Below are 19,080 nucleotides of genomic sequence, written 5' to 3' on the forward strand. Positions count from 1 at the left end.
TTCCCGTCACACCTGCCGCGGCTAGCCCTGAAGGGACAACACCGTGATGTCCGGTCGCGCTCCGACGCGTACCGGAGGACCCCAGAACCCGGCGCCGCGCGAGACGTACAGCTGCGTGTCGTCCACGGAGGACAGTCCGGCGAGCGACGGTTGAACGGCGCGGACGATGTAGTGGAGCGGCCACATCTGGCCACCGTGGGTGTGCCCGGACAACTGCAGATCCACCCCACGCGCCGCGGCCTGCGCCACCTGCACCGGCTGGTGCGCAAGCAGAACCGTCGGCCGGGACGGGGCCAGCCCAGCCAGGGCGCGGTCGAAGTCCGGTGGGTCCGACCTCGACACACCGGCGAGGTCGTTCACGCCGGCGAGGTTGAAGGCCCCAGTGCCACGCCGGATCAGCGTGTTCTGGTTGCGCAGTGACTGAACACCGAGCCGCTCCAGCTCACGCAGCCAGGACAGCGTGTCCGGGACGAAATACTCGTGGTTGCCGGTCACGAAGAACGTTCCTTCCCGGGAGTGTAAGTCCCGCAACGGTTCCGCGGCCGGACCGAGCTCCTCGACGGTTCCGTCCACCAGGTCGCCCACGATGGCTACCAGGTCCGGCTCGGTTTCGTTGATCATCCGGACGATCCGCTCGGTGTGCGCGCGACCCGACAGCGGGCCGAGGTGGATGTCCGACACCACGGCGATCCGGAATCCGTTGAACGCTGGGTCGAGTCGGCGCAGGCGCACCGGCACCCGCAGCAGATCCGGCGGCCCGAGCGCAGTGGCCACCCCGAACCCGACCACGCCCACCGAGGCTGCGCCTGCGGCCGCAGCGCTCGCCCTGGCAAGGAACACCCGCCGGTTCACCGCCGACGACGCCGCTGGCGAATCCTCGGCATCCGATTCCACCGACGGCGGCCGCCTCGTCCAGCCCCGCAGCGCGAGGCGGACCGGTTCCAGTACGAGCAAGATCAGAAACAGGTAGACGACCAGGGCGAACCAGAGGTAGCCAGGCCAGGCAAACCACGTCGACGCGGTCACCCCGATGACACGCGGCAAAGTCAAAGTCGCCACCAACAGCGCCGTGAGGACTACCAGGACGGCGGTCAGGACCCACCGTGTGCGTCCCGGCCCGGTCGTGTCCTTGACCAGTCGCTTCCAGAGGTAGAGGGTCATCAACCCGAGCAGTCCGCTGAGAATGGCGAAGAACATGCACGTCCTTCCGGGCGTCGACGTCTACCGAGAAGCCTAGTTCGCGGCGTCTCCCTGACTAGCGTGGAACCGTGTCCCCTCGAGTCGCAGTCGTCGGAGCCGGTCTCTCCGGGGCGGCGTGCGCTCGAGCGTTGCGCGAGCATCGAATCGAGGTGGACCTGATCGAACGCGGCCGGTCCCCCGGCGGGCGAATGGCCTCACCGTCGCTGCACGGCCGCCGGGTCGACATCGGTGCGGCGTACTTCACCGTCAAGGAGCCGGACTTCAGCGCGATCGTCGACGGATGGGCCGCCCATGGCCTGGTCCGGAACTGGACCGACACCTTCGACGTGTTCTCCGCCGACGGGCACCACCGGTCGTCCGGCCCGATGCGACATGCCGCACCCGGCGGCCTGCGCGCGCTCGTGCGGGCGTCGTTGCCCGATGACGTACGCATCGGCGAGGCGGTCGGTGCGCTCGAAGAGCTCGACCACGACGCGGTCGTTCTGGCGATGCCCGATCCGCAGGCCGCACGGCTGGCGCCGGACGCGGTCGACTGGGTCGCCTATGAGCCGGTGATCGCCGTCGCGGCGGGTTGGCCGCAGCGGTGCTGGCCCGTCGAGGACGCGGCGTTCGTGAACGACGACGACGATCTCACCCTGATCGCCGACGACGGGTCGCGGCGCGGGGACGGCGCCGCCGTCCTCGTCGCCCACACGACGGCGCAGCGTGCCCGCGCCCATCTCGAGTCGCCTGGCGACGCGGTGAGGCCGGTGCGGGCAGCACTGCTGCGGGTCCTCGGCGTCTCGATGGATCCGGAGTGGACGCACGCCCACCGCTGGACGTTCGCCAAGCCCACCGGGACCCATGGTGACGACGCGTTCGGCCTGACGACGTGGGGCGGCCGTCCGCTCGGGCTGTGCGGCGACTCGTGGTGTCCATCCGGTGCGCCGCGCATCGAGTCAGCCTGGCTGTCCGGGCATCGGCTGGGTTCCGCGCTTGGGACCCGGCTGGCGGCCTGACGATCAGGCCGACGTGCCCGCGCGCCGCGGCGCGAGCTGCGTCACGTCCAGTCCGCGGGCGACGAGATCGGCAGGCACCGCTTGCCCGAGAACCAACGCGGCGGCCAACCGGGCGGCCGATGGTGCCGTCTGAATTCCGTATCCACCCTGGCCGGCTAGCCAGAAGAAACCCGACTCCCCGGGATCTTCGCCGATCACCAAGTTGCGATCGGGCGCGAAGGTGCGCAGACCGGCCCACGACGAGCCGATGCTGCGGACGCCGAGAGTGGTCGCGGTATTGATCGCCTCGATGGCACGCGCGATCTCCAGCTGATCGGGCTTGGCGTCGCTCGGCGGGCAGGGAGTCTCGTCAGCCGGTGAGCAAAGAAATTGTGCCCCTTCGGGATTGACGTAGAACGACTGGTCGACGTCGCTGCAGGTGGGCAGGCCGTCGCCTCGCTCACCCGTTGGCGAGGCCACCATGAAGATCGTGCGGCGCAGCGGCGTCAAGCCGACCCCGCTCACGCCGGCTGCCGCGGCGATGACGTCGGCCCACGCTCCGGCGGCATTGACGACGACGGGGGCCTGATGCAACCGTCCGTCGGCGGTGCTCACGGCCCAGCGGTTCGAACGCTGGGCCAGCCCCACCACCCTGGAATCAGGGTAGACGACGGCGCCATTGGCGCGCGCACCGCGTACGTAACCCTGATGGATGGCTGCCACGTCGAGGGCCATCGCCCGCGGCTCATAGAGCCCGCACTCGGCCACCTCGGGTCTCAGCAGGGGAAAGACCTCGCAGCACCCAGCGCCGCTCAGCAGTTCGGCATCAGACACCAGCGACACCACGGACGCGTGCATCCGTTCGACGACGTGCTCCCGTCCGGTGGCGGCGAACTGCAGCAGCGGACGTGGACTCATCAACGCCGCGTCGAAGCAATCCGGCGGTTGCTCCAGGAACGCGCGGCTCCCCGTCGTGAGCGCTCGAACCTGTTCTCCTCCATAGGTTTCGAGGAAGGTCGCCGCCGACCGGCCGGTGGTGTGATAGGCCAGTGTCGACTCCATCTCGAGCACCGACACCCGCGCAGCATGGGAGAGCTCGTAGGCGATCGACAACCCGGCGATGCCGCCGCCGATCACGATGACGTCGGCCCCGGTGTCCATCGAACTCATCGAACCAGCCACCACCTTCCCGAGGGACACCAGCCTAAGACCGGCGGGAGACGCCCGCCGTGGGGGTCAGCAGAAGATCGGAGGCAGGGCGTCCGATCGAAGGACACCGGCGATCGAGTCCGCGAGCTTGCCAGGGCCCGTCCGCAGTCGTATCCCGATGGTCCCGCCGTCGACACCGGCGACGTACTGGTTCAGGAATGTGACCGCCCCCGAGCGGACGTCGACGACCGTCGCAAGGGTGTCCTGATCAGCCGTGTCGCCCTGCCGGTGCTTGTCGATGACCACGTAGGAACCCACCACGTACACCGGCGGCAGCACGTCGGTCACCCGAACGACGTCACCGCTGACACGTACCACACCGGACTCCGGTGACCACCACGCGACGCCGGTGCCACCCCGATCGACCCCGGTGAGCCATGCGTAGACGGTGCCGTCGGTGGCGAGGCTGAGCCGGTCCGGACCCGTGTGGAGCGCGTCGGCTACGGGCAGCGGCAGCGGGGCGGCGATCTGGACCTTGGCGCGTCCCCACATGTTGACGTCCGGGTAGCCCCGCCTGCCGCCTGCAGTCCACGTCAGTCCGGTCGCGGTGGCCCGCACGTCGCCGATGTCGCCCGATGCCACGTCCGCCTCGGCGCCGGTGCCGAGGTCGAACGATCTGACGATGCCCGTGCCGCGGCCATACTCGTCGGAGACGAAGGCGGTCCAATACGCCTTGCCGTCGAACAGGGCGACGGTGTCGATGCCGTTGTCACCGACCAGGTAGTCATCGTCGGACCGCTGCGCGACGGTCCGCACCGAGCCGTTCTGGCGATCGATCACGTCGATGCGGATGATGCTGTTCAGCACGCCGTTGGCGCCTCGGGGGATGCGGTCGACGCCTACGACGATCCAGCGGTCGTCCATCGCCACGGACCCCACGTCGTTTCGGTCGGGCTCGGGAACCTCGTAGATCTCGGTGACGGTCTTGTCGGCTCCGATCAGCAGCAGGTCGCGGGTGTCACCGTTGTCGCGAACGGCGACGACCTCGCCGGCCGGTCCCACGGCGAGCACGTCGGTGGACACTCCGCCGGTACTGACCGCGCTGCCCTCGATCGCCTGCCGCCAAGCCGCAGGCAGCGCGGCCTCACAGGACGGACGGGCGACCGGTGCCTGCTCGGCGAGCGTCGTCGACGGTGATCCGGTTGGCGTCGCGTCGTGGTCGGAGTCGCATGCCGTCGTCAGCACCTGCGCCGCGAACGTCAGGACCGCCATCACGGTGGCAGCGATGCTCGTGCGCGTCCCCCCGGTCGTCAAGCCGACCTCCCCCAGTGACTCGCGTTCAAGTGTGCACCGGAAGCAGTCGCACGGAAAGCTCTTCCAACCATCCCCGCGTTCGTCCTCTGGCCCCCGCGGGTGTCGTCACGAAGAGGCCGTCTACGGCGGCATCGTTCGACGAGTGTTGAGATCCTCCTGACTTCAGTGGTTTTCGTCACGCCGCGGAGTCGGCGCCAGGCCTCGGCCTACCATCGACTGATGGAATACCGCAGCCTCGGTCGAACGGGAATTCAAGTCAGCCCACTGTGTCTCGGCGCCATGATGTTCGGCGCCTGGGGCGAGCCCGACCACGACACGTCCGTCAACACCATCCACGCCGCGCTGGACGCCGGCATCAACTTCATCGACACCGCCGACGTCTACTCGCAGGGCGAATCGGAGGTCATCGTCGGCAAGGCCCTGGCAGGAGGCAAGCGCGACGACGTGGTGCTGGCCACCAAGGTCAACATCCAGATGGGCGTCCCGGTCGAATCGCCGGTCGGCACGCAGGGCGACCCCAACCACCGCGGCAACTCGCGGCGCTGGATCGTCCGCGAAGTCGAGAACAGCCTGCGCCGACTGGACACCGATTGGATCGATCTCTATCAGATCCACCGTCCCGATCGGGACACCGACATCGAGGAGACGTTGGCCGCGCTCACCGATCTGCAGCGACAGGGCAAGATTCGGGCCTTCGGCTCATCGACCTTCCCCGCTCATCAGATGGTCCAGGCGCAATGGGTCAGCGAACGGCGGGGACTGGGCCGTTTCGTGACCGAACAACCGCCCTACTCCCTGCTGACCCGTGGTATCGAGGCCGACGTGCTGCCCGTCGCCGAGGAGTACGGCATGGGAGTGCTGCCGTGGAGCCCGCTGGCAGGCGGCTGGCTCACCGGCGGCTACCGCAAGGGCAAGGATCTGCCGGAGTCGAAGCGCCGCAATCGGATGCCAGCCCGGTTCGATCTCGAGAACCCGGACAACCAGCGCAAGCTCGACGCGGCCGACGCACTCGGCGCCTTGGCCGATGGGGCCGGACTGTCGCTGATCCACTTGGCGCTGGCGTTCGTCATGCAGCATCCCGCAGTGACGGCGCCGATCATCGGCCCGCGCACCCTGGAGCATCTGCAGTCACAGATCGGCGCCGCCGACGTCGCACTGTCGGTCGAACTGCTCGACGAGATCGACGCCATCGTGCCTCCGGGTGTGACGGTCTCGCGCTCCGACCAGGGCTATCAGCCGCCATCGCTGGCCGAGCCGTTCCTGCGCAGGCGCCGCACCGCGTAACGGTCGGCCGGCTGAGTCCACGGGCTACCGGCTCGCCACGAGTTCGTCGATGGCCGACGTAGTTGGAGCGGCGGCCGGACCGGCCACGCGACGGCCCCTTGGTGCGCCTCGACCTGGTCGGCCAGCGCTAGGCGGTACCGCTGGCGGCCGCGTCGGGGATGGCGTCGGTCGGCTTGGAGTTCAACGCGGACAGGTCGCAGTTCGTCCAGGTGTAGGGCTGCTCGGCCGCGGTCGTGTTGCCGAGCAGGTACGTCCGGTCGGTGCGGTTCGCACGGGCGATGGCGCTGAACCACGTTGTCAGGGTGCTGATCCGGTTCTGCACCCCGGTGAGAAACGCGATGTGGATGAACCCCCAGCCCAGCCAGCCGAGAAAGCCGGTGAGTTTGACGGGGCCGGCTTGGAGCAGGGCATGCCCCCTGCTGATGTAGGCCGCCGAGCCGACGTCGTGGTAGCGGTAGGCGTTGCGGGGCTTGCCTTCGAGGTCGCGCCGGACGGAATTGGCTGCGTGCAGGCCGCCCTGCATGGCGTTCTCCGCCACCCCGGGCAGGTGGTCGCGGCCCACGAGGTCGCCGACGACGAAGATCTCCGGGTGACCGGGCACGGTCAGGTCGGCATCCACTGCGATCCGTCCCGCGTGGTCCGACGTCGCCCCGAGCACCTCGGCGATCCGCCGCGCGAACGGCACGGCCTCGACGCCTGCCGTCCACAGCACCGTCCGCGCCGCGTAGTCCTCGGAAGGGCAATCACCCTTCGGTGAAATGGTCACGCCGTCGCGACGCACATCGGTGACGTGCACGCCCATGTGCAGTTCGACGCCCAATTTCTCCAGGGTCCTTGAGGCCTTGCCCGCTAGGGCGGGCGCGAAGCTCTTGAGCACGCGGTCGCCGCCGTCGAACAGCAGCACCCGGGCGTCTTCGGGCTCGATGCTGTGGAACTCGTTGGCCAGGGTTCTGGTGGCCATCTCCCGGATCTGGCCGGCCAGCTCCACTCCGGTTGGGCCGCCACCGGCTACGACGAAGGTGAGCCAGGCCTCCCGTTCCGGTCCGGGAGGCAGCGTCTCGGCGATCTCGAAAGCGCCGAACAACCGCCGGCGGACCGACAGTGCGTCATCGAGGGTCTTCATTCCCGGCGCCCACTGGGAGAACTCCGCTTGGCCGAAGTACGACTGCTGCATCCCGACCGCGACGACCAGCACGTCGTAGTCGAGGCAGAACGTGGTCTCGTCGGGGCGACGGGCGGTGACCTGGCGGGCGTCGGCGTCGAGATCGATCGCGTCGCCGAGCAGGGTGGTGACATTGCGGTGTTTTGCCAGTTCCTCGCGCAGCGAACGGCTGATCTGTCCCACGCTGAGCGTCCCGGTCGCGCATTGGTAGAGCAGCGGCTGGAACACGTGGCACGCCGCACGGTCGAGCAGCGTGACGTCCACGTCGGCACCGCCCAAGCGGCGAGCGCAGAAAAGGCCGCCGAAGCCGCCCCCGATGACCAGAACCTTCGTGCGACCGTTGCTCACCGTTCCGAGGCTAGACGCGACGCGACGACCACACCCGCTGGGCTTCTCCTTTGTGACCGGCCACCTGCTCGATGGGCGGCGGGAGGTTTAACCGAGAGGTAACCGTCAACCCTTGCCGTTCACGTTCAACCGTGGAAATGTGACGGATTGTCAACAAAACTACGACCTTGGCTGCGTAAGTCACCGCCTGTTCCTCCGTACGGTGGCCCACGGGACTCAGAGTCGATGGAGACGAGGAGGATCCCGTGGGTTCCGAACAGGCTCATCCGCCCGAGATCGTGTCGTCGCCGGATGTCGTGAGGAAAGCGGTCGCCGCATCCGCGATCGGCAACGCCACCGAGTGGTTCGACTACGGCATCTACGCCTACGGCGTGACCTATATTTCTGCTGCGATCTTCCCCGGGGACACCGGCACCGCGACGCTGCTCGCGCTGATGACGTTCGCCGTTTCGTTCCTGGTCCGGCCGCTCGGTGGATTCGTCTGGGGCCCGCTCGGTGACCGGGTCGGCCGCAAGCGGGTGCTCGCGATCACCATCCTGATGATGGCCGGCGCGACCCTGTGCGTCGGGCTGGTGCCGTCGTACGCCACGATCGGGCTGTGGGCGCCGATCCTGCTGGTGCTGCTCCGCATGATCCAAGGCTTCTCCACCGGCGGCGAATACGGCGGCGCGGCGACGTTCATGGCCGAATACGCGCCGTGCCGCAGGCGCGGTTTCCTTGGCAGCTTCCTCGAGTTCGGCACGTTGGCCGGGTTCTCGCTCGGTGCGCTGCTGATGCTCGGATTTTCGCTGCTGCTCGGCGACGACCAGATGCATTCGTGGGGCTGGCGGCTGCCGTTCCTGGTCGCCGCGCCGCTCGGCCTGGTCGGGATCTACCTGCGCACACGGCTGGAGGACACGCCGATTTTCCGTGAGCTGGAGGCGAAGGGCGAGAGGGAGGAGCAGACCTCCACCCAGTTCAGGGACCTTCTCGCCGGTTACTGGCGGCCGATCCTGCGGCTCGCCGGCCTGGTCGTCGCGCTGAACGTGGTGAACTACACCCTGCTCAGCTACATGCCGACCTACCTGGAGGGTGAGATCGGCCTGTCGGCCGACTCGTCGCTGGTCGTTCCCATCATCGGCATGCTCACGATGATGGTGTTCCTGCCGTTCGCCGGCGCGCTGTCGGATCGGATCGGGCGCAAGCCTCTGTGGTGGTTCTCGCTGGCCGGCCTCTTCATCGCAGGCATACCGATGTTCCTGCTGATGGGCACTGGCCTGGCCGGGGCGGTGATCGGCTTCGCCGTCCTCGGTCTTCTCTACGTGCCCCAGTTGGCGACGATCTCGGCAAGCTTCCCGGCGATGTTCCCCACCCATGTGCGGTACGCCGGTTTCGCGATCGCGTACAACGTGTCCACCTCGATCTTCGGTGGCACTGCGCCCGCGGTCAACGAATGGCTCATAGGTAAGACGGGCGACGGCCTCGTTCCGGCGTACTACATGATGGCTGCCTGCGTGGTCGGCGCGATCGCCCTGATCACGGTCCCTGAGACCACCCGGTGCCCGATCAACGGCAGAACCGTCCCGGGTACCGCGGGCGCCCCGCCGCCGGTGGACTACGACCTCCACCCCACCCCGGCCTGAGCCAATCGCGTGAGTGGCCAGATATTGCACTCGTTCTGCGAAATCGCGTGGCATGACTGGCCACTCGCCGTCGTCAGGTGAGGACGGCGTCTACGGCATCGGCCCAGACCCCGGCCGCCTCGTCGATCTCATCGGCGGTCACGACGAGCGCCGGGATGAAGCGGACGACCTGCCCCCACGCCCCGCAGGTCAGCAGCAGCAGCCCACGCCGGGCCGCCTCCTGCTGGACGGCGGCGGCCGTGACCGGGTCGGGTTTGCCGTCAGCACCACGAAACTCATTGCCGATCATCAGACCGAGACCGCGGACGTCGGTGATCTGGTCGCGCTTGTCCGCGACGGTCTGCAGCGCCTGCTTCAACTGGGCGCCGCGTTCGGCCGAGTTCTGGACCAGGCGTTCGTCCTGAATCACGTCGAGTGTGGCAAGCGCGGCGGCGCAGGCGACCGCGTTCGCGCCGTACGTGCCGCCCTGTGAACCCGGCCACGCTTGCCCCATCAGCGCCGACGACGCCGCGATGGCGGACAGCGGGAAGCCGGACGCCAACCCCTTCGCAGTGACGAGAATGTCGGGTCGCGCGTCGAAATGGTCCCCGCCCCAGAACTTTCCAGTCCGGCCGAACCCGGTCTGGACTTCGTCGAGCACGAGCAGGACGCCATGTGCGTCGGCACGTTCGCGCAGCCCGGCGAGGAAGCGCTCGCTAGCGGGCACGTACCCACCCTCACCCAACACCGGCTCGACGAAGAACGCGGCCGTGTCTGCCGGGGCGCTCAGGGTCTGCAGCACGTAGTCGAGTTGGGTGAGTGCGAAATCGGTCGCCTGCTCGACCGGCCAGCCGAAGTGACCGGGGTCGGGGAACGGCGACACGTGCACGCCGCCCATCAGCGGGCTGAATCCGGACCGGAACTTGGTGCCGGAGGTGGTCATCGAGGCCGCCGCCACCGTCCGGCCGTGAAAGCCGCCATGGAAGACGATGACGTTCGGGCGGCCCGTCGCCTGGCGACTGAGCCGCAGCGCCGCCTCGATCGCCTCGCTGCCGGAATTCGCGAAGAACATCCGGTCCAGACCCGGCGGGAGAACCTCACCGAGTCGCTCCACCAGGGTCAGCAGGGGACGGTGCATGACGGTCGTGTACTGCCCGTGGATCAGTGTCGCCACCTGCCGCTGGGCCGCCGCGACCACCCTGGGGTGGCAGTGCCCGGTACTCGTCACGCCGATACCGGCGGTGAAGTCCAGGTATCGGCGGTCGTCCTCGTCGTAGAGCAGAACACCCTCACCACGGGCGGCGACCACGCCGGTCGCCTGCTTCAGAACCTGCGAGAGCTCGGCCACGTCATCCCCTTGCTTATGGATTGATAGATTGTCAACAATCAGGGTATCTAAGTGTGCCGCGCCAGTGGAAGGGGTTTACGGATGAGTGAGCACGAGGCCAGGGTGGTCCCAGTTATCGTCCCAGTTGTCAATGCCGTCCAGAAACGGCTTCTCGTCGACGGCAAGTGGGTCGACGCCGCAGACGGAGGCACCTTCGACGTCGTCGATCCGGCGACGGGGACGACGCTGTGCGCGGTGGCCGATGCCACGCCGCAGGACGGTCGGGCCGCGTTGGACGCCGCCGTCGCCGCCCAGCCGGCCTTCGCCGCGACCTCACCGCGCGAGCGGGCCGACATGCTCACCGGGGCGTTCGAGCTGCTGCACGAACGGATCGACGACCTTGCCCTGCTGATGACGCTGGAGATGGGCAAGCCACTCGCCGAAGCCCGTGGTGAGATCGCCTACGCCGCAGAGTTCCTCCGACACTTCGCGAGCGAGGCAGTACGGATCGACGGCGGCTACCAGACCGCACCGGCCGGCGGCGGACGCTTCCTGATCGCCCGGCAACCGGTCGGTCCGTGCCTACTCATCACCCCGTGGAACTTCCCGATGGCGATGGGCACCCGCAAGCTCGGCCCCGCGATCGCAGCCGGCTGCACGAGCGTGATCAAACCGGCCCACCAGACACCGCTGTCGATGCTCGCGCTCGTGGAAATCCTGACCGAGGTCGGCGTGCCAGCCGGCACGGTCAACTGCATCACCGCGATGGACGCAGGAGCGGTGATGGAGCCGCTGATCCGGTCCGGTCTGGCCCGCAAGCTCTCGTTCACCGGCTCGACCCGAATTGGCCGGCTGCTGCTCGAGCAGTGTGCGGAGAAGATCCTGCGGACCTCGCTCGAACTCGGCGGCAACGCCCCGTTGATCGTGTTCGAGGACGCGGACCTCGACGAGGCCGTCACCGGCGCGATCGCGGCCAAGATGCGCAACATGGGCGAGGCCTGCACCGCGGCCAACCGAATCTACGTGCACTCTTCGGTGATAGACGAGTTCGGCCGTCGTCTCTCCGAGCGGATGGCGGCGATGTCGGTCGGCCGTGGGACGGACGACGGGGTGCAGGTCGGACCGCTGATCGACGAGGCGGCACTGCGGAAGGTGGAGTCCCTGGTCGCCGATGCGGTGGCGCGCGGGGCCAAGGTGCTGACCGGGGGATCGGCCGCCCCCGGTGGCGGTTACTTCTACCCGCCGACGGTCCTCACCGGCGTCCCGCGGGAGGCGCAGATGGCCGACCAGGAAATCTTCGGCCCGGTCGCTCCACTCACCCCGTTCGACTCGGAGGCTGACGTGGTCGCGGCGGCCAACGACACGGAGTACGGACTGGTGTCGTATGTCTTCACCAACGACCTGCGCCGCGCACTCCGCGTCGCCGAGGCCCTCGAGACCGGCATGGTCGGACTCAACCAGGGCGTCGTGTCCAACCCCGCCGCGCCGTTCGGGGGCATCAAGCAATCCGGCCTCGGTCGTGAGGGCGGCACGGTCGGGATCGACGAGTTCCTGGAGACCAAATACGTCGGGATCGCGATGAATTAAGCGCCCGCGGCATCGGGAAGGGTCAGCCGGTTGATCGCGTCGTCCATGTGCGCGATCAACAACTCGTCGGTGAGCTTGCGGTCGCCAGACCTGATCGCGGTGGCCACCGCGCGGTGCTCCTCACCCCGCACCTCCGAGACCGAATAGGACTCCTCGAGTGCGTGAATGCACAACCGTGTCTCCGTGATGAAGGTCTGGTGCATCCGGGTCAGGCGCGGACTATCGGCCAGCGCGACGAGACGCACGTGGAACCCGATGTCCAGCTCGCTGACCTCCGCGGGCGTGGTGGCGGCGTCCATCGACTCGACGATCTCGTGCAGCGCGTCGCCTGCCGCGGTGAAGTCGCCCTCGAGGATCTTGCGTGCGGCGGCGCGTTCGATCGCCTCGCGGGCCAGGTACATGTCGCGGACGTCGTCGGGCGTCATCTCGATCACGAAGAGACCGCGATGACGGATCGACACCAGCAGGCCTTCCTGGGTGAGCCGCTGCATGCCTTCTCGCAGGGGGCCCCTGCTGACCCCGAGTTTGCGGGCCAGGTCGGCCTCGCTCAGCTGGGCGCCGGGCTTGAGTTCCCCTTGACCGATCGCCTGGCGCAGCTTGTCCGCGATGATGCTCGGCGTCGACTGCTGCACGAGTGGCGCGATGATGTCCGTCACCGTCGGTCTCCGAAGAGCGTGCCCAACCCCGGCAGCGCAGGTACCGGACCGAGGAGTTGCAGGCCCTTCCACACGGTCACCTGGTTCGCGGTGAGGACCGGCTTGCCGATGGCCGCCTCGAGTTCGGAGACGATCGCCAGCGTGTGCATCGCGGTGTCCGGGACGAGCACGGCGTCGGCGTCCGGGTGGTCGGCCGCCTTGACCATCGCGATCACCTGCTCCGGGGTGAGGGTGCCGACCTCGGCCGCGGTGACGATCCCGTGGCTGCCCATCGACACCACGTCGGCACCGCCTGCGCGCAGGAACCGGACGAAATGCTGGGCCACGTCGTCGGGGTAGGAGGCGGCCACGGCGACCCGGCGCACGCCGACGTGCCGCAGCGCGTCGACGAAGGCGATCGAGGTGGACGACGCAGGCACGCCGACCGCAGCGGCGACACCCGAGGCCTGATCCCTGGCGCCGTCAGAACCGAAGACGAAACTGCCGGAGGTGCAGGCCCACATCACCGCATCGGGGTTCTCGGCGGTGAGCAGCGCGGCGCCATCGGCGAGCCGTTCGGGACGGCCGAGGTCGAGGAGGGCGTCCACCCGGTGCGCGTCCTCGCCGACCGAGGTGATCACGACTGGAAGCCGGACCATTCCGCCGATCCGGGACTCCAGCGCCGGGAAGTCGTCCTCCGCGCTGTGACCGGGGTAAAGGAGGCCTACTGTCACCATGCTGTCTCCCTGATCGGTAGATTGTTGACAATGGTAACGCGCTCCCCGTACGACGTTCACCGGCTCGCCAAGTCGCTGCGGGCGGAGGTTCGCGGGTCGGTCGGCGACGATCCCCGGACTCGCGCCCTCTACGCGGCCGATGCGTCGAACTACCGCGCCATGCCGGATCTGGTCGTCGTCCCGGCCGATCAGGAGGACCTCGCCACAGCAGTCACGCTTACCGCGGCGGCGGGCGCGCCGGTGACCCTCCGCGGCGGCGGCACGTCGATGGCCGGGAATGCGATCGGCGGTGTGGTCATCGACGCCTCGCGGCACGTCAACCGGATCCTTGCCATCGATCACGAATCCCGGACCGCGATCGTCGAACCGGGGGTGGTTCTCACCGATCTGCTGGCCGCGGCATTGCCGCTCGGGCTGGCGTTCGGGGCAGACCCGTCATCGGCCAGTCGGGCGACGCTCGGCGGGATGATCGCGAACAACGCGTGCGGTGCGCACTCCGTGGCCTGGGGCACGACCGCCGACAACGTCCGGTCTCTCGACGTGATGCTCGCCGACGGCGCGCGCTGCACGGTGGATGCCGCAGGCAACCGCGAGGAGCTTGGCCGCAGGCCGGGCCGCGAGGGCGAGCTCCACCGGCAGCTGCAGAGCTTCGTCGACCGACACGAGCTGGTGATCCGGCGACGGTTCGGGCAATTCACCAGGCAGATCTCGGGTTATGCGTTGCACCGGCTGCTGCCGGAGAACTCCTACGACGTCGCCGGGCTGTTGTGCGGCAGCGAGGGTGGTTTCGCAACGACGCTGCAGGCGACGGTCTCGCTGACGCAGTTGCCCAAGGCAAAAGTGCTGTGTGTGCTCGGCTTTGGCGACTCGGTCTCCTCGGCCGACTGCGTGCCGGTGGTACTGCGGCATGGCCCGCTGACGATGGAGTCGATCAACGTCGACCTGGTCGACCGGCTTCCAACCGAGATCAGGGCCGCCGCCACCGAGGCCGGACTTCCCACGGGACGCGCGTGGCTGCTGGTCGAGATGGGCGGCGAGGACCACGCATCGGCTCTGGTGGCCGCCGAGAAGATGCTCGAGGAACTGCGCGACTCCGGCTCACCCGCCACCGCGTCACTCGTCACCGATCCCGGGGCGCAGCGGGTGTTGTGGCGGTGCCGGACGGATGCGGCGGGGCTCGCCACCCGCCGGGCCGACGGCGCCGAGGCCTGGGGCGGCTGGGAGGACGCCGCGGTTCCGCCGCAGCGCCTTGGCGACTACTTGCGCGGGCTCGACGAGCTGCTCGGCCGGCACGGTCTCTCCGGCGCGTCCTACGGGCACTTCGGCGAGGGCTGCATGCACATGCGGATCGACTTCGACCTCCTGAGCCGCAGCGGCATCGCGACCTACCGCGAATTCGTAGAGCACGCAACCGATCTCGTGGTCTCACTCGGCGGCTCCGTTTCCGGCGAGCACGGCGACGGGCGGGCGCGCTCGGCCCTGCTCGGCCGGATGTACGGCGCGGACGGCGTGGCGCTCCTGAACGGGATGAAGGACATCTGGGATCCGAGCGTGGTGATGAATCCCGGCGTGATCGTCGACCCGCCTGCGGTGGACGCCGCGATTCGGCACGACGGCCCGGCCAAGGACCGCAAGCCGCTGACCCTGTTCGCCTACGCCGACGACAACCACGACTTCTCACAGGCGCAACGACGGTGCGTCGGTATCGGCAAGTGCAGGCAGTCCTCCGGCGGGGTGATGTGCCCGAGCTATCAGGTGACGCGCGAAGAGCTGCACTCGACCCGGGGGCGGGCTCACCTGCTCTGGGAGATGCTCCAGGGCGACGTGGTCACGGACGGCTGGCGGTCGACCGAAGTACGGGACGCGTTGGACCTGTGCTTGTCGTGCAAGGGATGCCTGTCGGACTGCCCGGTGAACGTCGACATGGCGACCTACAAGGCCGAGTTCACCCATCACCACTACGCCCGCCGGCCCTGGGCCCGCCCCCTGTCGCACTGGTCGATGGGCTGGCTGCCCGTGTCGTCGCGGTTCGCCTCGCGGGCGCCGCGGCTGGTCAACCGTCTGGCTCGACTCCCGCTGGCGAAGCGACTGGGCGGGATCACGCCGGAGCGGGAGATCCCCGCCTTCGCCGAGCAGACCTTCACCTCCTGGTTCGCCGGGCGCGGCCAGGCAGCCCAAGGCGTGCGGGGGAAGGTCCTGTTGTGGCCCGACTCCTTCACCAATCACCTCGCGCCTCAGGTCGGCAAGGCTGCCGTCGAGGTGCTGGAAGCCGCCGGATATCAGGTCGCGCTGCCGGAGAGGTCGGTGTGCTGCGGGCTGACCTGGATCTCCACCGGCCAGCTGAATCGGGCGAAGAAGGTGCTCGAGCGCTCGCTGGCGACCCTGGCGCCGGCCCTTGCCGCCGGCACCCCGATCGTGGGGCTGGAGCCGAGCTGCACCGCGGCCTTGCGGCACGATGCTCCTGCGCTGCTGCCGGACAACCCCCTCTCGGCATCGGCGGCGGCCGCGACACACACCTTCGCCGAATTCCTGAACCAGTCCGGCTGGGAACCGCCCCAAGTCGGTGGGCAGGCGCTGGTGCAGACCCACTGCCACCAGCACGCCGTCATGGGCTTCGACGCCGATCGCTCGATGATGGCGGCCGCCGGCATCGAAGCGACCATTCCCGACTCCGGATGTTGTGGACTCGCAGGCAATTTCGGCTTCGAACGCGGCCACTACGAGGTGTCGAAGGCAGCCGGCGAACGTGTTCTGCTGCCTGCCGTGCGCGAGGCCGCGCCGACCACGGCGATCGTCGCCGATGGCTTCAGCTGCCGCACTCAGATCACGCACGGGACCTCTCGGCAACCGGTGCACCTCGCCGAGCTGCTGGCCGGCGCGCTGCGGCGGGGGCGCTGAGTCAGCGCAACAAGCGCAGGGCGCTCAACGCGTAGGCGCGGGCCGCAACGATCAGCTCCGAGACCTCGACCGATTCGTCGGCGCGGTGGGCCTGGCTGGTGGCCGAGCCTGGGCCCAGCACGACCACCGGGATCCCGAGATCGCGGGCCACGAATCCGCCGTCACAGGCGGCCGTCCAACCGCCCATCGGCAGCCGGGGTCCGCCCACGTCGGCCAGCGCGGCGTCGGCGGCCAGGGCCAGCTCCGAGTCGGCGGCCGTCTGGAAGGCGGGCATCTCCATCGGCATCGCCACGTCGGTCGTCAAACCACGGTCGGTCAGCCGCAGACCATCCACCCGCTCGCGAAGACCGTCGAGCACGGACTCGGGTGACTCGCCAGGCAGCAGCCTGCGATCGGCGACGACCACACATTCGGCGGGCACGATGGAGCCGCCGGCACCGCCGTGCATCTGCCCGACGCTCCAGGTGGCAGGCCCCACCAGCGGGTGCGGCCGCCGCGCGAGCTCGGCATGCAGGCGCTCGATCTCGGCGACCACCGCGGCCGCGCCGTAGATCGCGTTCGCGCCGTCATCGGGATTGCCTGCGTGACAGGCCTTTCCGTGGATTTCGACGCGCAGGTAGGAGGCACCACGGGCGCCGATGATGGTCTGCAGGTCGGTGGGCTCCGCGGTGAGGCAGCCCAGGAAGGACTGCTGCGCGGACTCGGTATAGGCCTCGATATAGGCGCGGATCCCCTTGCCGGTCTCCTCCTCGTCCACCAGGGCGGCCAGCTCGACCGGGCCGCTCAGCCCGACGCCGCGCAGGGCCGCCAAGGCGGCGAGAGACGCGGCGAGGCCGCCCTTCATGTCGGAGGCGCCGCGGCCGTAGATGCGGCCGTCCCGCACCACCCCGCCGAACGGGTCCGTCGTCCACCCCTCGCCGACGGGGACGACGTCGGTGTGACCGAGCAGCAGCAGGCCGGGCCCGCTGCCGCCGGCCAGGGTGACGCGTAAGTTGTTGCGGCCCTGCTCCACCGCGGTCTCGACCACATCCAGTCCCAGCTCGACGGCGGCCGAGCGCAGCACGTTCACCGTCGCCGCCTCGTCGCCGGGTGGATTCTGCCCGGCCCCCCGCACCAGCGCCGTAGTCAGGTCCACCAGCGATGCTTCGTCGATCCTGTCCAGCACGGCCTGCTCCGCGGCTGACACGCCCATCAGGTCAGCCCTTCGCCAACAAGTTGACCGCCCGTCGCAGCCGGGCGACTCCTTCGTGGATCCGGTCCGGCGGGGTGGAGGCGAAGCACAGACGCAGGGCGTCGGTGAACCGCCCGGACGGGGAGAAGGCCGCCCCGGGGATGAACGCGACGCCCTCGGCGAGCGCGGTGTCGAACAGTTCGTTCGTATCGGTGCCGTCATCGAGTGTGACCCACAGGAAGAAGCCGCCTTCGGGATCCGTCCACCGCGCGATGTCGCCGAAGTGCTCCTGCAGCGCTGTGTGCATGGCCTCCTTGCGGCGCTTGTACTCCGCCCGCTGGGTCACCAGATGGTTCTCCAGGTGTCCGCCGGTGAGGAACCCCGCAAGCAGGCGCTGGGCCGGAAGGTTGGTGCACGTGTCCATCGCCTGCTTGGCGTTGATCAGCAGCGGCTGCAGCTCGGGCACGGTATCCACCCACCCGACGCGCAGGCCCGGGGCGACGATCTTCGAGAACGTCCGCACGGAGAACACCAGGGGCTCACCGGCGCCGAGTTCGCGCAGCGTCGGCAGCGGTTCGCCCGCGAAGCGCAGCAGACCGTACGGGTCGTCGTCGATCACCATCGACCCCCAATCGCGAGCGAGGTCCAGCAGCCGGTGCCTGCGTTCCAGCGAAAGCGTTACGCCGGACGGGTTCTGGAAGGTCGGAATCGTGTAGATGGCCTTGGGGGTACGGCCCGCCGCCGCGATCAGTTTCTCCAGTGCGGCGACGTCCATGCCGTCGTCGTCGACCGGTACCTCCAGCAGGGTGGCGCCGTAGGAGAGTGCGGTCGCGCTGCCGTTGGTATAGGTCGGGGACTCGACCACCACGAGGTCGCCAGGATCCACGAAGATCTTGCAGAACAGGTCGAGGCCCTGCATGCCGCCTGCGGTTATCGTCAACCGGTCTGCGGTGGTCTCGTCGCTGGTGCCGCTCAACGCCTGCAGCAGGGCGGCGTGCAACGGCGGATCGCCTTCGGTGGCGGCGTAGTCGTAGGCGTCGGGCCGACCCAGCTCGACCGCCGCGATCGCGGCAAGGATCTCCGACGGCACCGCCTCGGCCGCGGGACTGCCCATCGCGAACCGGACTATGTCGTGCGTCTGCTTGTGCAACAACGAGGTGCTCGAGTCGATGACCGACCCGACCAGCCCGGCGGCTCGCGCAGCGTATGGGAGGGTTACGGATCTCATGTGCTACCTCCAAATCGTGAGTTCATGGGGCAGATCGGTCAGGCGTTCAACCCCGTTGGGGCCGACCACGATTGGCTCCGACAGCTCGTAGCCCCAGTCGTCCATCCACATCCCCAGGATGATGTGGAAGGCCATGCCCGCGGCCAATTCGGTCGTCTCCCCGCGGCGCAGGCTGACGGTCCGCTCGCCCCAATCGGGTGGGTAACCGATGCCGATCGAGTACCCGATCCGCGAATCCTTGGTCAAACCGTGGGGCCTGATCACATCGTCGAACGCCTGGTGCACCCTGCTGCCGGTGACGCCGGGGCGGATCGCTTCCAGCGTCGCGTGCATGGCCTCGGCAATGATCTTCGCGGTGTCGGTGAGCCGGCGCGGGGGATCGCCGAGCATCACGGTCCGGGCCAGCGGCGCGTGGTAGCGGCCGAACGTACCGGCCAGCTCGATGGTGGTGGCCTCGCCGAC

The 19,080-nt window shown here is 68.9% G+C and carries 15 protein-coding genes; 5 read left to right on the plus strand and 10 right to left on the minus strand.

Annotated elements, in window-relative coordinates:
• Nucleotides 1–21 precede the first annotated feature (21 nt).
• Nucleotides 22–1,197 carry a metallophosphoesterase gene (locus QOI01_RS35130; protein WP_526388702.1) on the minus strand — a complete coding sequence of 392 codons (1,176 nt, stop codon included), beginning with the start codon at nt 1,195–1,197 and terminating at the stop codon, nt 22–24.
• 71 nt (nt 1,198–1,268) lie between these two features.
• On the opposite strand from QOI01_RS35130, the gene QOI01_RS35135 reads away from it, so the two are divergent.
• The gene (locus QOI01_RS35135; RefSeq protein ID WP_526388704.1) at nt 1,269–2,198 is read left to right on the plus strand and encodes an NAD(P)/FAD-dependent oxidoreductase; all 930 of its coding nucleotides are present in this window, start codon (nt 1,269–1,271) and stop codon (nt 2,196–2,198) included.
• Nucleotides 2,199–2,201: 3 nt separating this feature from the next.
• On the opposite strand, the gene QOI01_RS35140 is transcribed toward QOI01_RS35135, so the two are convergent.
• Nucleotides 2,202–3,347 (minus strand): NAD(P)/FAD-dependent oxidoreductase, encoded by a 1,146-nt coding sequence (locus tag QOI01_RS35140; protein ID WP_526388706.1) that lies wholly within the window; start codon nt 3,345–3,347, stop codon nt 2,202–2,204.
• A gap of 66 nt (nt 3,348–3,413) precedes the next feature.
• A complete protein-coding gene (locus QOI01_RS35145; protein WP_526388708.1) occupies nt 3,414–4,640 on the minus strand; it encodes a hypothetical protein in 1,227 nt (408 codons plus the stop codon).
• Between the two features lie 219 nt (nt 4,641–4,859).
• Between QOI01_RS35145 and QOI01_RS35150 the strand changes: the two genes are divergently transcribed.
• Complete coding sequence (locus QOI01_RS35150; RefSeq protein ID WP_526388710.1) at nt 4,860–5,924, plus strand: aldo/keto reductase; 1,065 nt, start codon at nt 4,860–4,862, stop codon at nt 5,922–5,924.
• 127 nt (nt 5,925–6,051) lie between these two features.
• On the opposite strand, the gene QOI01_RS35155 is transcribed toward QOI01_RS35150, so the two are convergent.
• The gene (locus QOI01_RS35155) at nt 6,052–7,434 is read right to left on the minus strand and encodes an NAD(P)/FAD-dependent oxidoreductase (protein ID WP_526388712.1); all 1,383 of its coding nucleotides are present in this window, start codon (nt 7,432–7,434) and stop codon (nt 6,052–6,054) included.
• 245 nt (nt 7,435–7,679) lie between these two features.
• Between QOI01_RS35155 and QOI01_RS35160 the strand changes: the two genes are divergently transcribed.
• Nucleotides 7,680–9,056: an MFS transporter gene (locus QOI01_RS35160; RefSeq protein WP_526388714.1), complete on the plus strand. Its 1,377-nt coding sequence runs from the start codon at nt 7,680–7,682 to the stop codon at nt 9,054–9,056.
• Between the two features lie 73 nt (nt 9,057–9,129).
• Here QOI01_RS35160 and QOI01_RS35165 read toward each other — a convergent pair whose 3' ends face one another.
• Nucleotides 9,130–10,383, minus strand: a complete 1,254-nt coding sequence (locus tag QOI01_RS35165; RefSeq protein WP_526388716.1) for a class-III pyridoxal-phosphate-dependent aminotransferase — start codon at nt 10,381–10,383, stop codon at nt 9,130–9,132.
• An 81-nt stretch (nt 10,384–10,464) separates the two neighbouring features.
• On the opposite strand from QOI01_RS35165, the gene QOI01_RS35170 reads away from it, so the two are divergent.
• Nucleotides 10,465–11,949: an NAD-dependent succinate-semialdehyde dehydrogenase gene (locus tag QOI01_RS35170; RefSeq protein WP_526388718.1), complete on the plus strand. Its 1,485-nt coding sequence runs from the start codon at nt 10,465–10,467 to the stop codon at nt 11,947–11,949.
• Here the strand turns inward: QOI01_RS35170 and QOI01_RS35175 are convergent.
• Together QOI01_RS35175 and QOI01_RS35180 are read right to left on the minus strand one after the other, a co-directional pair.
• The gene (locus QOI01_RS35175; protein ID WP_526388734.1) at nt 11,946–12,596 is read right to left on the minus strand and encodes a GntR family transcriptional regulator; all 651 of its coding nucleotides are present in this window, start codon (nt 12,594–12,596) and stop codon (nt 11,946–11,948) included. The two genes, QOI01_RS35170 and QOI01_RS35175, sit on opposite strands and share 4 nt — an antisense overlap.
• A 5-nt stretch (nt 12,597–12,601) precedes the next feature.
• On the minus strand, nt 12,602–13,321 hold the full coding sequence (locus QOI01_RS35180) for a maleate cis-trans isomerase family protein (RefSeq protein WP_526388720.1): 720 nt from the start codon (nt 13,319–13,321) through the stop codon (nt 12,602–12,604).
• A 30-nt stretch (nt 13,322–13,351) separates the two neighbouring features.
• On the opposite strand from QOI01_RS35180, the gene QOI01_RS35185 reads away from it, so the two are divergent.
• On the plus strand, nt 13,352–16,219 hold the full coding sequence (locus QOI01_RS35185) for an FAD-binding and (Fe-S)-binding domain-containing protein (protein WP_526388722.1): 2,868 nt from the start codon (nt 13,352–13,354) through the stop codon (nt 16,217–16,219).
• Nucleotide 16,220: 1 nt separating this feature from the next.
• On the opposite strand, the gene QOI01_RS35190 is transcribed toward QOI01_RS35185, so the two are convergent.
• The 3 genes from QOI01_RS35190 to QOI01_RS35200 form a co-directional block, all read right to left on the minus strand.
• Complete coding sequence (locus QOI01_RS35190) at nt 16,221–17,411, minus strand: M20 family metallopeptidase (RefSeq protein WP_526388724.1); 1,191 nt, start codon at nt 17,409–17,411, stop codon at nt 16,221–16,223.
• A gap of 4 nt (nt 17,412–17,415) precedes the next feature.
• Nucleotides 17,416–18,618 (minus strand): aminotransferase-like domain-containing protein, encoded by a 1,203-nt coding sequence (locus QOI01_RS35195; protein WP_526388726.1) that lies wholly within the window; start codon nt 18,616–18,618, stop codon nt 17,416–17,418.
• A gap of 3 nt (nt 18,619–18,621) precedes the next feature.
• The coding region (locus QOI01_RS35200; protein WP_526388728.1) for a M24 family metallopeptidase at nt 18,622–19,080 on the minus strand (459 nt) is incomplete at its 5' end.

The organism is Mycobacterium sp. (assembly GCF_032162605.1).
Lineage (GTDB): Bacteria > Actinomycetota > Actinomycetes > Mycobacteriales > Mycobacteriaceae > Mycobacterium.